This is a genomic window from Actinomadura flavalba DSM 45200, assembly GCF_000374305.1.
GTDB classification, from domain to species: Bacteria; Actinomycetota; Actinomycetes; order Streptosporangiales; family Streptosporangiaceae; genus Spirillospora; species Spirillospora flavalba.
Window position 1 is genome coordinate 167,006 of sequence record NZ_KB894095.1, and the last position, 12,366, is coordinate 179,371.

General features: G+C 74.2%; 10 protein-coding genes. 6 read left to right on the forward strand and 4 right to left on the reverse strand.

The genetic code is table 11. The features are described 5' to 3' along the window. The first annotated feature begins 27 nt into the window (after nt 1-27). Nucleotides 28-1,869: a CocE/NonD family hydrolase gene (locus tag C229_RS0113970; protein ID WP_018655694.1), complete on the forward strand. Its 1,842-nt coding sequence runs from the start codon at nt 28-30 to the stop codon at nt 1,867-1,869. A gap of 7 nt (nt 1,870-1,876) precedes the next feature. Here the strand turns inward: C229_RS0113970 and C229_RS0113975 are convergent, their stop codons facing one another. Further along, nucleotides 1,877-3,193, reverse strand: coding sequence for an RsbRD N-terminal domain-containing protein (locus tag C229_RS0113975; RefSeq protein WP_018655695.1), 1,317 nt, complete (start codon nt 3,191-3,193; stop codon nt 1,877-1,879). Nucleotides 3,194-3,541: 348 nt separating this feature from the next. Next, the gene (locus tag C229_RS0113980; protein WP_018655696.1) at nt 3,542-4,330 is read right to left on the reverse strand and encodes a MerR family transcriptional regulator; all 789 of its coding nucleotides are present in this window, start codon (nt 4,328-4,330) and stop codon (nt 3,542-3,544) included. A gap of 305 nt (nt 4,331-4,635) precedes the next feature. Here C229_RS0113980 and C229_RS0113985 point away from each other — a divergent pair, with 305 nt between their 5' ends. The 4 genes from C229_RS0113985 (at nt 4,636) to C229_RS32875 (ending at nt 9,294) form a co-directional block, all read left to right on the forward strand. Further along, complete coding sequence (locus C229_RS0113985; protein WP_018655697.1) at nt 4,636-6,051, forward strand: DUF4331 domain-containing protein; 1,416 nt, start codon at nt 4,636-4,638, stop codon at nt 6,049-6,051. Nucleotides 6,052-6,113: 62 nt separating this feature from the next. Beyond that, nucleotides 6,114-7,382 carry a tetratricopeptide repeat protein gene (locus C229_RS30515; protein WP_018655698.1) on the forward strand — a complete coding sequence of 423 codons (1,269 nt, stop codon included), beginning with the start codon at nt 6,114-6,116 and terminating at the stop codon, nt 7,380-7,382. Beyond that, nucleotides 7,379-8,950 (forward strand): hypothetical protein, encoded by a 1,572-nt coding sequence (locus C229_RS0113995; RefSeq protein ID WP_018655699.1) that lies wholly within the window; start codon nt 7,379-7,381, stop codon nt 8,948-8,950. The genes C229_RS30515 and C229_RS0113995 overlap by 4 nt, the downstream gene beginning before the upstream one ends. A gap of 11 nt (nt 8,951-8,961) precedes the next feature. After that, nucleotides 8,962-9,294: a hypothetical protein gene (locus C229_RS32875; RefSeq protein ID WP_018655700.1), complete on the forward strand. Its 333-nt coding sequence runs from the start codon at nt 8,962-8,964 to the stop codon at nt 9,292-9,294. A 5-nt stretch (nt 9,295-9,299) separates the two neighbouring features. On the opposite strand, the gene C229_RS0114005 is transcribed toward C229_RS32875, so the two are convergent. Together C229_RS0114005 and C229_RS0114010 are read right to left on the reverse strand one after the other, a co-directional pair. After that, nucleotides 9,300-9,773, reverse strand: a complete 474-nt coding sequence (locus tag C229_RS0114005) for an SCP2 sterol-binding domain-containing protein (RefSeq protein ID WP_018655701.1) — start codon at nt 9,771-9,773, stop codon at nt 9,300-9,302. Nucleotides 9,774-10,222: 449 nt separating this feature from the next. After that, nucleotides 10,223-10,996: an isocitrate lyase/PEP mutase family protein gene (locus tag C229_RS0114010; protein WP_033424349.1), complete on the reverse strand. Its 774-nt coding sequence runs from the start codon at nt 10,994-10,996 to the stop codon at nt 10,223-10,225. Nucleotides 10,997-11,105: 109 nt separating this feature from the next. On the opposite strand from C229_RS0114010, the gene C229_RS0114015 reads away from it, so the two are divergent. Next, nucleotides 11,106-12,350: a hypothetical protein gene (locus C229_RS0114015; RefSeq protein WP_018655703.1), complete on the forward strand. Its 1,245-nt coding sequence runs from the start codon at nt 11,106-11,108 to the stop codon at nt 12,348-12,350. Nucleotides 12,351-12,366 lie beyond the last annotated feature (16 nt).

A 12,366-nucleotide genomic window follows, 5' to 3' on the forward strand; every position in this document is an offset into this window, starting at 1 on the left:
GGCACCGTCGAACTCCGGAGCCGTGCCATGCGCAGAGTCCTCGCCGTCCTGGTCCTCCTGCTGTCCGCGCTCGGGCTCGCCGCGCCTCCCCCGGCCACCGCCGCGCCGCCCGAACCCGGCACGTACCGCGTCCACGTGCTGCGCGACCAGAAGATCCCGCTGCCCGACGGCCGCGTCCTGCGCGCCGACATCCACTCCCCCGCCGACCCGGCCACCGGTAAGCCCGCCGACGGGCCGTTCCCCGTCATCGTCGGGTTCACGCCGTACGGGAAGACGCCGTCCGCGCTGGCCGGGCCGCCCGGCACCGGCGGGCTCAACCCCTACCTGGTCGAGCGCGGCTACATCGGCGTCATCGCGGACGTGCCCGGCACCGGCGGCTCCACCGGCGCGTTCGACCTGTTCAGCCCCGAGGAGGCGACCGCGGGGGCCGCGCTCGTCCGCTGGGCCGCCGCGCTGCCGCGCAGCACCGGGAACGTCGGCATGCTCGGGCTGTCCTACGTCGCGATCGACCAGCTCTTCACCGCCGCCGAGATCGGCCCCGGCTCGCCGCTCAAGGCGATCTTCCCGATGGCGGCGTCCGCCGACCCCTACCGCGACCTGTTCACCAGCGGCGGCGCGCTGAACGTCCTGTCCCCGCTCGGCCTGGTGTTCGGCTACGGCGTCACGCGCGTCGCCACGCCGTTCCTCGAACTGCCCGGCGACCCCGCGACCGCGCTCACCCTCGCCTACGCCAACCTCATGCAGGCCGGGAACTTCGAGCTGGTGATGGCCCGCGACATGATCCTCAACGGGCCGCGCCGCTACGACGGCCCGTACTGGCGGACCCGCGCACCCGAGACCGTGCTGCGCAAGATCGTGGACAACGGCGTCGCCGTCCACCTGGCGGGCGGGCTGTACGACGTCTTCCAGCGCGGCGAGCCCCTGCTGTACAGCGGGTTGCAGAACGCCGCCGCCGGACGGCCCTGGCACGCGCCCATGCTCCCCGGGCAGCCCGCCGACGAGCGGTTCCGGCTGCTGACCGGGCCGTGGACGCACGGCAACATCGGCGAGGGCGTCGACCTCAACGAGATCCAGCTCCAGTGGTTCGACCGCTGGCTCAAGGGCCGCCCGGCCGACCTCGGCGCGCCGCTCCAGATCATCGAGCCCGGCGGGCGCCGGTACGAGGCGACGACCTACCCGCTGACCGAGGCCCGCCCGCACACGCTGTACCTCCGCGAGAACGGACGTCTCACCCCGGACGCCCCGGCCGGGGCCGAACCGCCCGACACCGTGAACTACACCGGCCTCTCCGACCCCTGCACCCGCTCCACCGACCAGTTCGCGGCCGGGCTGCTGTCCGGCCTCGGCATCGGCGCCGCGTGCGTCGCGCCGCGCGTCAAGCCCGTCCGCGACGACGGCCAGGTCACCTACGCGACCGCGCCGCTGGAGCGTCCGCTGACGCTGGCCGGGCCGATCGGCGTGACGCTGCGGGCGTCGTCCACCCGTCCCGACGCGCTGTTCTCGCTGACCGTCGAGGACGTGGCGCCGGACGGCTCCTCGACCGACATCACCGGCGGCGCGCAGCTCGGCTCGCTCCGCGCGCTCGACGACGAGAAGAGCTGGCCCGGCCGGAACGGCGCCCTGCTGCGGCCGTACCACCGCATGACGCAGCGCTCGGACGTCCCGGTGAACAAGACCGTCCGCTACGACATCGAGGTGCGTCCCGCGTTCGCGACCGTCCCCGCCGGGCACCGGCTCCGCCTCCGCGTCGCCACCGCCGACTTCCCGCACCTGATCCCGCTCGCCGACCTGCCCGCCCTCTTCGCCGGCCGCTACGCCCTCCGGCACTCCGCCGCCGAGCCGTCGAGCATCGAACTGTCCGTCCGCTGAACCCGCGTCAGCGAGCGCCGGGGCGGGACGGGGCCGGGGTGAACCACGGGGGGTCGGTGTCGGGGGCGGCGGCGTCGAGCCAGGCCCGCAGCACGATGAGGAACTCCAGGTGCAGGTCGGGGTCGTGGAAGGAGCCCTGGAAGAGTTCGTCCAGGCGGCGCATGCGGGTGCGGATCGTCTGCGGGTGGACGAGCAGGCGTTCGGCGGCGGCCTGGGCGTTGAAGCTGTGCTCCATGACGGCGCGCAGCGTGTCGGCGTAGGCGTGGCGCTTGCCGGGGCGCAGCTCGCGGAGCGGCGCCAGCCGCCGGACGGCGATGTGGGTGACCAGCTCGGGGTCCTGGAGGATGACCAGCGTCGGCATGTGGTCGGTCGCCTCCAGCAGGCCGTCGCCGCCGACGCTGCCCTGTCCGGCGAGGTCGAGCGTGCGGCGCGCCCAGGCCAGCGAGCGGGCGGCGCGGGCCGCCGGGACGGTCGGGCCGAGCGCTGCGGGCAGCCCCGTCAGCGCCGCCCGCAGCCGGGCGCGGCGGCCGGGCCCGTCGGGGTCGGGGACGATGAGGCACGGGTCGGTGAGGTCGAGGCCGTCCAGCACGTCGGGGGCGAGGCCCTGCGGGCGGCGCGGCGGCTCGTCCCCGGCGGCGAGCACGACGACGGCGACCGTGGACGGGACGGTCCAGCGCGCGGCGCGGGCCAGCCGCGCCAGGTCCTCGGCGGACGGCTCGGCCTCGGCGGTCAGCGCGGCGAGCAGCATCCGGCGGGCCTGGTCGAGGTCGCGGGCGTCCTCGCCGCCGCGCGCCTGCTCGTGGCCGCGTGCCGCCGCCGCCATGATCCGGTTGACGAACGGGAAGACCTCCTCGATCACCCGGCCGTAGGCGGCGGTGGAGATGAGGTCCCAGGGGGCCAGGGCGCGGGTGAGGTGCCGGACGAGGACGCGCGCGGCGACGTTCACGGCGTTCTGGAGGACGAGCAGGCCGCGTCCGGCGCGGGTCTCGTCGGCGCCGAGCCGGGTGAAGAACGCCAGGACGGCGGTCTCGTCGGCGTGCGGGCGGGAGATGAGGTCGACGAAGTGGCCGACGCCGATGCCGACGGCCGTCTCCAGCCCCGCGTCGTCGGGGACGCCGGCGTAGGCGGGCACCTCGCGGCGGACGGTGGCCGCGGCCTCGCGGGTGATGCCGGGGGCGACCTCGGCGAGCAGGGCGGCGACGCGTGCCGAGGCGCTCTCGTCGTCGGGGTCCGGACGGGGGCCCGGAACCGGCGCCGTCGTGGGGGGTGCTGCGACCGGTGACCGGGCGCAGCCGGTGCCGTCGAGTTCGTGCGTGCCGACCACGGGTGCAACACCGCCAATCTATGTTCCATAGATCTATGGACCATACGATGAGAGGGGCGGGAGTGCTTTGTCAATACACCTCCGCCACAAACGAGGACAAGATGCACCTCCATCACGGAGGCGACATCGGCCTTGTACCGCCGATCATATGGCCAAAACGCCCCAGAACCTCACTGAACGAAGTTCAATCACGACACAGCGTTCACAACAGCGACAACGCCGGTCTACGAGGTCTCAAACATCCATAATCGCCTGTGGGCATACAAAGCGCCCAGGGCTCGATCGCGTCCAGACATGACGCAATTTCATGTCCCACGAATGTGTGGCACCGTCAGCCGGGCTCGCGGATCAGGACTGGGCGGCCGGCGGGTTCGCCCGGAACCGGACGATGTCCTCGATCCGGTCACTGAACGCCGACTGAATCCGGGCGTGCAGCGCCTGCGCGAGCATCCCCTGCACCGCAAGCACGCCGAGCGGCCGCAGCCGCTGGATGAGCTGGCCCACCTCGGGCAGGTCGGAGCGTCCGCTGAGCGTGGCCGGATCTTGCAGGTCGGCCTGTTCGACGGCCAGTTCCACGAAGCGCTCGGCGATCGTGTCGCAGTCGCGGCGCAGGTGCTCGGCGATCGTGAAGATCACCGACAGCGGGACGCCGGACGCGTGCAGGTCGACGCCGACCTGGAACAGCGTCGGGCTCGGCACCTCGAAACGGTCGCCGGACCAGCGCAGGAACCCGAGCTGCTCGGCGCGCGAGAGCATCGGGAACACGTCCGGCGAGCGGCCCGCGAAGTCGGCCTCGCCGAGGTCGGGGACGAACGCGGTCACGACCTCGGCGATCGAGAGGTAGGCGGGCTCCTCGCCCGACCACGGCTCGGTCATCACCTTCTCGACGCCGAGCACGTCCGACAGGTCGTGGCCGCTCTCCCAAGCGGAGATCATCTCGCCGATGCTGGCGAGCGTGAACCCGCGCTCCTGGAGGTTGCCGATGACGCGGATGCGGGCCAGGTGCGAGTCGTCGTAGTAGCCGGTGCGTCCCCGCATGGTCGGGGGCGGCAGCAGCCCCCGCTCCTGGAACGCCCGGACGTTGCGGACGGTGGTCTCCGCGAGCCGTGCCAGCTCGTCGATTCGGTAGCTGTCCATACCCGTCTCTGGTCCGTGTCGGCGTCGCCGTTGACGCAACCATCCTAGGGGCACGAACCACGACCGGGTGGGCCATAGAAGCATGGGAGATGCGCGCGCGGGCCGGGAAGGCTGCGGCCAACTTATTGCGAGCCATTCGCAACAACTTTCTTCAAGAATTGATCGGCAAGACCCATCCGCGCCCCGGGCCGGCCACGAATTAGGATCACGTCCCGGCCGGTCTGCAAAATCCAACGACCGGCCTTTATGCCGCGAAAAGGACAAGGTTTCTTTTTCGGGCACCACTGGAAGGACATTCCGAAACCGTGATCAGAAACAAGCGGCCGGTCCTCCTCGCCGCGGGCAGCGGCCTGGTGGTCCTGGCGGGCGTGCTCGCCGCGCTCGGGCCCGCGACCTCGAACGCGTCCAGCCACCGGGAGGCGCCGCTCATCGCCGGTGACCCGCAGGCCGACAACACCGACCTGTACGCGTTCACGAGTCCCGACGCGCCGGGCACCGTTTCGCTCGTGGCGAACTGGACGCCGTTCCAGGAACCCAACGGCGGGCCGAACTTCTACCCGTTCGCGACGAATGCCCGATACAACATCAAGATCGACAACAATGGCGACGGCAAGGCCGACGTCGTCTACCGCTGGACGTTCCGCAACGAGGACCGGCGCGGAAACGCCACATTCCTGTACAACAACGGCCCCGTGAAGTCCCTCACGGACGCCACGCTGCTCTTCCGCCAGCGCTACACCCTCCAGCGGGTGACGCCGCGCGGCACGCGCACCCTCGTCAAGGACGCCATCGCCGCGCCGTCCCACACCGGCCGCGCGTCCATGCCGGACTACGGCGCGCTGCGCGCCCAGGCCGTCCGCGCCGTCCCCGGCGGCGGCCGCACGTACGCGGGGCAGGCCGACGACTCGTTCTTCCTCGACCTGCGCGTGTTCGACCTGCTCTACGGCGGCAACCTCAGCGAGACCGGCCAGGACACCCTGCGCGGCTACAACGTCAACACGCTCGCGATCCAGGTGCCCAAGTCGGCGCTGGCGCTGCGCGGCAACGCCGGGCGCAACCCCGTCGTCGGCGTCTGGGCCACCACCGACCGCGCGGGCGCCGGCGTGCGCGTCGGCAAGGTCGCCGCCGGCGGTTACCGGCAGGTGTCGCGGCTCGGCAACCCGCTGGTGAACGAGGTCGTCGTCCCGGCCGGGCTCAAGGACGCCTTCAACCGGCTCGATCCGTCGCAGGACCACAAGGTCAAGCCTCTCGTGGACCGGGTGCTCAAGCCCGAGGTCCCGATGCTCATCCAGAAGATCTATGGGATCAAGGCGCCCGCGACGCCCCGCACCGACCTGTCGCAGATCTTCCTCACCGGCGTCGCCAAGCGCACCGGCCCGATCAAGGCCGACCTGAACTCGCAGCTCCTCAACAGGGACGTCAACGCGCGGGCGTTCAAGCCCGCCGAGATGCTGCGGCTCAACATGGCCGTGCCGGTGACGCGGCGGCCGAACCGGCTCGGCGTCCTGGCGGGCGACCTGCAGGGCTTCCCGAACGGCCGCCGCCTCGGCGACGACGTCCTGGACATCAGCCTGCAGGCGCTGGAGGGCGCCGCGCTCACCGGGAGGATCGTCCCGGCGCTCGCCAACGGCGACGCGGTGAACGCCAACGACCGCGCCTTCGGGACGTCGTTCCCGTACGTGGCGCTGCCGCACAGCTCCGCGGTCAACAAGGCCGGCTGACCACGCGGCGGCGGGCGTCTCCGGGCGTCCGCCGCCGTCGTGCCCTCTCGACGGGACTTCTCGTGCTGAACCGACGCAAGCTGCTCGCCGCCGTCGTCGCGCTGGTCGCGGCCGTCGCCGCGGTCGTGACGATCGGCGCCCTCGGGCGTCCGCACGGCGCGCGGTCCGCCGACCAGGCCGCCGCCCCCTCCGGTGCCATCCCCCGATACCAGCGCCTCCTGCGCGACTCGCCGCGCGACCACCGCACCTGGGCCGCGCTCGGCGCCGCCTACGTGCAGGAGGCCCGCACCACCCTGGACCCCTCCTACTACACGCGCGCCGAAGGGGCGTTCCGCCGCTCACTGGAGCTGGCGCCGGACGAGAACCCCGGCGCGCTCACCGGTATGGCCGCGCTCGCCAACGCCCGGCACGCCTTCCGCGAGGCCGCCCGGTGGGGTGAGCGGGCCGTCGCCGCGAGCCCGTCCAGCCCCGACGCGCACGGCGCGCTCGCCGACGCCTACACCCAGCTCGGCGACGCGCCCGCCGCGACGCGGGCCGTCGCGCGGATGACCGAGCTGGCGCCCGACGTGCCCGCGCTGACCCGGGCGTCCTACGACGCGCAGCAGCACGGCGACACCGCCGCCGCGCGGACCCTGCTGGAGCAGGCCGCGCGCGTCGCCCACCGGCCCGCCGACGTCGCGTACGCGCAGTACTACCTGGGCGAGCTGGCGTTCCACGCCGGTGACCTGGACGGCGCCGACCGCCGCTACGTCGCCGCCGCTGCCGCCGAGCCCGCGTCCGCCCCGGCGGCGCAGGGACGCGCGAAGGTCCGGGCGCTGCGCGGCGACCTCGCCGGAGCCGCCGCGGGCTACGCGGCGCTCGTCGCGCGGGCGCCGCACCCGCAGTACCTCATGGAGTACGCGGGCGTTCTGCGCGCCGCCGGGCGCGGCGCGGAGGCCGCGCGGCAGGACGCCGTACTGCGCGCGCAGGAACGGCTGCTCGCCGGGGGCGGGCTCACCGACGACCTGGCCGCGTCCGAGTACGCGGCCGACGCGGGGGACGCGGCGGGCGCGCTGCGGCACGCGCGGGCCGAGGCCGGGCGGCGGTCGTCCGTGCTCGTCGCGGACGCGCTGGCCTGGGCGCTGCACCTCAACGGACGCGACCGCGAGGCCCTTCCGCACGCCGACCGGGCGCTCGCGCACGGCTGGCGCAACGCGTCCTTCCACCTGCACCGCGCCGCGATCCGCGCCGCCCTCGGCGACGCCGCCGGGGCGCGCGGCGACCGCGCCGCCGCCCGCTCCATCAACCCGCGCCTCGATCCGAGGCTCCCGGCACTCGGACGGTCCTCATGAGACGCCTCCTGCTCACCGCGCTCGGCACGGCGGCCCTCGGCGCGGTCGCCGCGCCCGCCTCGGCGGCCGTGCCCGCGCATCCGCTGGGGAACTTCACCGTCAACCACTACAACGGGCTGCGGCTCTACCCGGACCGGGTCGAGAACACCGCGATCGTGGACACGGCGGAGATCCCGACGCTCCAAGAGAGCGACGCGATCGACGCGGCCGGGCACGCCGCCCACGCGCGGACGCAGTGCGCGGCGCTGGCGGCGGCGTCGTCGCTCACCGTCGGCGGGCGGGCCGCCGCGTGGCGGGTGACGGCGTCGTCGCACGCCTACGTGCCGGGCGCGGCCGGGCTCCGGGCCGGGCGGCTCACGTGCGGGCTGCGGGCCGACGCCGACCTGTCGGCGCCCGCCTCGGTCGCGTTCGCGGACCGGTTCCGTGCCGACCGGGTCGGGTGGCACGAGGTCACCGCGCGCGGGCTCGGGGTGCGGATCGACGCCTCGCCCGTCCCGGAGCGGAGCGTCAGCGACGAACTGCGCGCCTACCCCGACGACCTGCTGGCCTCGCCGCTGGACGTGCGGAGCGCGTCGCTGCGGGTGGAGCCGGGGTCGGGATCGTCGACGGGCGTGCTGCCGGGGCTGCCGTCGGCCGGGTTCGTGGCGTCGGCCGTCAACGCGCTCACGGCGCGGTTCAACGCGCTCGTCGGGGCGAAGGACCTCTCGTTCGGCGTCGGGCTGCTGGCGGTGCTGCTCGCGATCGTGCTGGGGGCGTCGCACGCGGCGCTGCCCGGCCACGGCAAAACGGTCATGGCGGCGTACATCGCCGGGAAGCGCGGGCGGGTCCGGGACGCGCTGATCGTCGGGGCCACGGTCACGCTCACGCACACCGGCGGTGTGCTCGTGCTCGGGCTGGTGCTGACCGTGTCGGCGTCGGTCACGGGCGAGTCGGTGCTGGCGGCGCTCGGCGTCGTCAGCGGGCTGCTCGTGACGGCGATCGGCGCGACGCTCGTGCGCTCGGCGTGGCGCGGACGGCGCGCGGCGGCGCGGATGCTCGAACCCGAACGCGTCCTGGTCGGCGCCGGGGTCGGCCCGCACGGCCACGCGGGCGGCCATGGGCACGGCCACGAGCACGGAGACGGGCACGAGCACGGCCACGGGCACGGGCGCGGGCGCGGATACGGACACGGGCATGGCCACGGCCATGGACACGGGCATGGCCACGGACACGGACACGGACACGGGCACGGCGACGGGGGCGGGCGGCTCGGGCGGGGCGGGTTGATCGGGCTCGGGATCACCGGCGGGCTGGTGCCCAGCCCGTCCGCGCTCGTCGTGCTCCTCGGCGCCGTCGCGCTCGGCCGCACCGTCTTCGGCGCGGCGCTCGTGCTCGCCTACGGGCTCGGGATGGCCGCGACGCTGACGGCCGCCGGGCTGCTGTTCGTCCGCCTGCAAAGCACGCTGGAACGCCTGCCGCTCGGCCGGACGGCGACCCGGTTCAACGCGCACACACCGCTGCTCACCGCCGGTCTCGTCGTCGTGGTCGGCGCCGGGCTGACGGTGCGCGGCCTCACCGGAACCGTCTGAGGGGAACACACGTGAAGCGAACGACGATCGCACTGGCGGCACTCGTCACGGCCGCGCTCGGCGCGGGCGGCTCGGCCGCGCTGCTGCGCGGCGACGACCACGGCCCGTTCCGGGCGGGCGCGTCCCCCGAGCCGGTGACGTGCATGGAGCACCAGCCGCACGCCCCCGACCCGGCGGCGACCGGCGGCACGGCGCGGAACCTGACCGTCCTGCGCTACCACACGGCCAACGGGCTGCGGCCCTACTGCGACGGCGGCCCGCCCACGCGCAACGACCGCGCGTGGGCCGACCTGCACGTCACGCTCGGCGGCGACGCGGCGTCGGTGGCCGCGATCCGCCGCTGAGCCGGTCAGATGTTGAACCAGCCGGGCAGCTTGGCGCCCCACATCATGTCGCCGCTCAGCTTCATCTTGCCGGTCATGACGGCCTGGACGCCCGCGAGCTTGCCCGCGCACACGCGCAGCAGGTCGGGGGCGGTCACCGTCAGCGTGACGCGGGGCGACGCGGCCGGGCCGGTGTGCCGGACGGCCGTGCCGTCGCGGACCTCCAGGTGGTAGGGGTGCTTGTCACCGCGCGCCTTGACGTTCCACTGCACGACGCCGCTCTCGCCGCCCGCCCGCTCGCCCGCGAAGTGCGCGCACATGAGGTCGAAGACGCGGTCGAGGAACTGCTCGGTGCCGACGATGCCGATGAACTCGTCGATGGCGGCGTCGTCGGCGCCGGGGGCGTCGAGGATGTCGCGCAGCTCGTCGGGCGAGGTGATGCCGTCGAACAGGGCGCGGACGGCGCCGGGGTCGCTGAGGTCGAACGTGGTCTCGGCCATGGGGGACTCCTCGCACGGGGCGTGATACCGCCGGACGCCCCGGCGGCAGGCGGTGCGCACGGGCGCGCGCCGGAAGGGAACACCCTCCCGGCGCGCGCCGTCGAACCACCCGCAACAGGTATATGCCATTGATTGACGGCACAGAATGCGATGGCACATAAACTAGGGCGCCGTATCGCTCACTTGACTTCAGGTCGAGACGCCGGAGATGGCCCGATGCGGGCCGCGCACCGCCTTTCCGGCGCGGCGCCCGCTCCCGCAGGACCCGCGCCTAGCGGGTGCCGCTCCCGGACGGACCGCCACTACGGGCAGGTCGCACGCCCCGGCTGCACTTCGACCAAGCGCTCGACTTCCTGGCACGATTCATCGGCGTCGTCACGGCCAGGGTCGGCTTCACCATCGCGAACAGGTACACCCCGGGCTTACGGCTGCCGGGCGCTTACCGTCCGTCACGCGTCGGAGAGCATCTCCGCGACCTCGGCGTAGGACGGCGCGGCCGGGACGTCTCCGCCGTCCCGCACGGCCTGCGCGGCCCCGACGGCCGCGCCGAGCGCCACCCGGTACGGCATCGAGCCCATACTGACCCGGCGCACCCCCAGCTCCCCCAATTCGGCGACGGTCAGGCGTCCGGGGAGGAACAGCACGTTCAGCGGCACGTCGACGGCTCGCACGATCGCCTCGATGTGCTCGGGTTCGGCCAGCTTCGGCACGAAGACGCCGTCCGCGCCCGCCGCCGCGTACGCCCGCACGCGCTCCAGCGCGACGGGCAGGGGGTCGGGCACGTCCATCCAGAACGCGTCGGTCCGGGCGTTGACGAACAATCCCGGCGCGGACCGCTTCACCTGGGCGATCCGGTCGGCGAACACGGACGTGTCCAGCAGTCCGGCGTCTCCGCCCCAGTCCTCCAGGTTGATGCCCGCGATGCCGAGTTCGGCGAGCCGCGCGGCGACCCGCGGCGCGTCCCCGAACCCGCCTTCGGCGTCGACGCTGACGGGCACCGGCAGCGCGGCGAGCCGTTCCGCCAGCCCGATCGTCTCCGCCTCGGTGACCCCGGCCCCGTCCGGCTTCCCGGCCACGGCCGCCACCCCGAGACTCGTCGTCCCCACCGCCGGGAACCCGGCCGCGACGAACGCCGCCGCAGAAGCGAAGTCCCAGGCGTTGGGAAGCACCAACGGCCCCGCCCCGGCATGCAAGCCCCGAAAGATCTCCCCGAAGTCCGCCATACCCCGACGCTAGCCCACCCCGCCCCCGCAACGACAGCCGACGGATCACGGCCTCACGGACGCTGGCACACTTCGGTAATTTTGCGGGCCGCGACGAAAGGACGTGCGCATGCACTCTTCCGCCGACGTCTGGCGACGGGGACCGTTCAGTCCGGACGCGGAGACGGAGGCGACCGTCCACACGCGGCGCACCGTCCTGGCGGTGGTCCACCACGTCACCGCCGCGACGCGGCTCGGGGACGTCCTGCCGCTCCTGGAGCGCGATCCGCGGATCGCGGTCGCGTACACCCGCCCGCCGGCGTCGGCGTTCACCGGCGGTCTCGACGAGTTGCTGCACGCCATGGGCGCGCTGGTGCTGCCCTGGCAGCAGGCCGTGCACACGCGGTTCGACCTGGCGGTCGCGGCGAGCCACGGCATGCTGGAGCACCTGCACGCGCCGGTGCTGACCGTCCCGCACGGCACGGGGCCGGGCAAGTTCCTGCATCGGGGTGCCGGGGCCGGACGCGACGCCGCGCGGCCGGTGACGAGCCTGATCGCGGAGCGGATCGTCGTCAACGGGCGGGTGGTGCCGTCCGCGCTGGCCGTCGGGCACGACCGGCATCTGCGCCGCCTGGAGGACGCGTGCCCCGACGCGGTTCCGGTCGCGTTCGTCGGCGGCGACCCCTGCCTGGACCGGCTGCTGGCGGGCCGCCCGCACCGGGCGGCGTACCGCACCGCGCTGGGCGCCGGACCCGACCACCGGGTCGTGTTCGTCAGCTCGACCTGGGGGCGCGGCTCGCTGTTCGGGCAGTGCCCGGACGTGCTGACGCGCGCGGCGGAGGAGCTGCCGTCCGACCGCTACCGCATCGTCGCGGCTCTGCACCCGCACATCTGGGCGTGGTACGGGCGCCGTCAGGTCCTCGCCTGGTGCGCGGACGCGCTGCGCCACGGCGTCCTGTTGCTGCCGCCCGAGGAGGGCTGGCGCGCGGCGCTCGTCGCCGCCGACCGAATCCTCGGCGACCACGGCTCGGTGACCTGCTACGGCCTGGCGGCGGGCGTGCCCGCCGCGCTCGGCGCCTTCCCCGAGGACGACATCGCGCCCGGCACGCACATCGCGCGGCTGGGCACTCTGGCGCCGCGAATCGACTGGAGTCGCCCGCTGGGTCCTCAGCTCGACGACGCGGCCCGCGCGTACCGCGACGACACGTACGCCGCCGTGCGCCGTGATCTCAGCTCGCGCCCCGGCGAGGCCGCGGCGCTGCTGCGCCGGGAGATGTACCGGCTGCTGCGGCTGCCCGAACCGGACCGTGCGGCCGTCGTCGAGCCCGTCCCGCCGCCCCGGCCGATCGGCCACGAGGAGCGGTGGGCGATCTGATGATCACGGGCCCTAG

Bases quoted from the DNA above. Each gene is read 5' to 3' on its own strand.
- C229_RS0114015 (WP_018655703.1), top strand. From the start codon at position 11,106: ATGCACTCTTCCGCCGACGTCTGGCGACGGGGACCGTTCAGTCCGGAC.
- C229_RS0113970 (WP_018655694.1), top strand. From the start codon at position 28: ATGCGCAGAGTCCTCGCCGTCCTGGTCCTCCTGCTGTCCGCGCTCGGG.
- C229_RS0113995 (WP_018655699.1), top strand. From the start codon at position 7,379: ATGAGACGCCTCCTGCTCACCGCGCTCGGCACGGCGGCCCTCGGCGCG.
- C229_RS0113980 (WP_018655696.1), bottom strand. From the start codon at position 4,330: ATGGACAGCTACCGAATCGACGAGCTGGCACGGCTCGCGGAGACCACC.
- C229_RS0114010 (WP_033424349.1), bottom strand. From the start codon at position 10,996: ATGGCGGACTTCGGGGAGATCTTTCGGGGCTTGCATGCCGGGGCGGGG.
- C229_RS0114005 (WP_018655701.1), bottom strand. From the start codon at position 9,773: ATGGCCGAGACCACGTTCGACCTCAGCGACCCCGGCGCCGTCCGCGCC.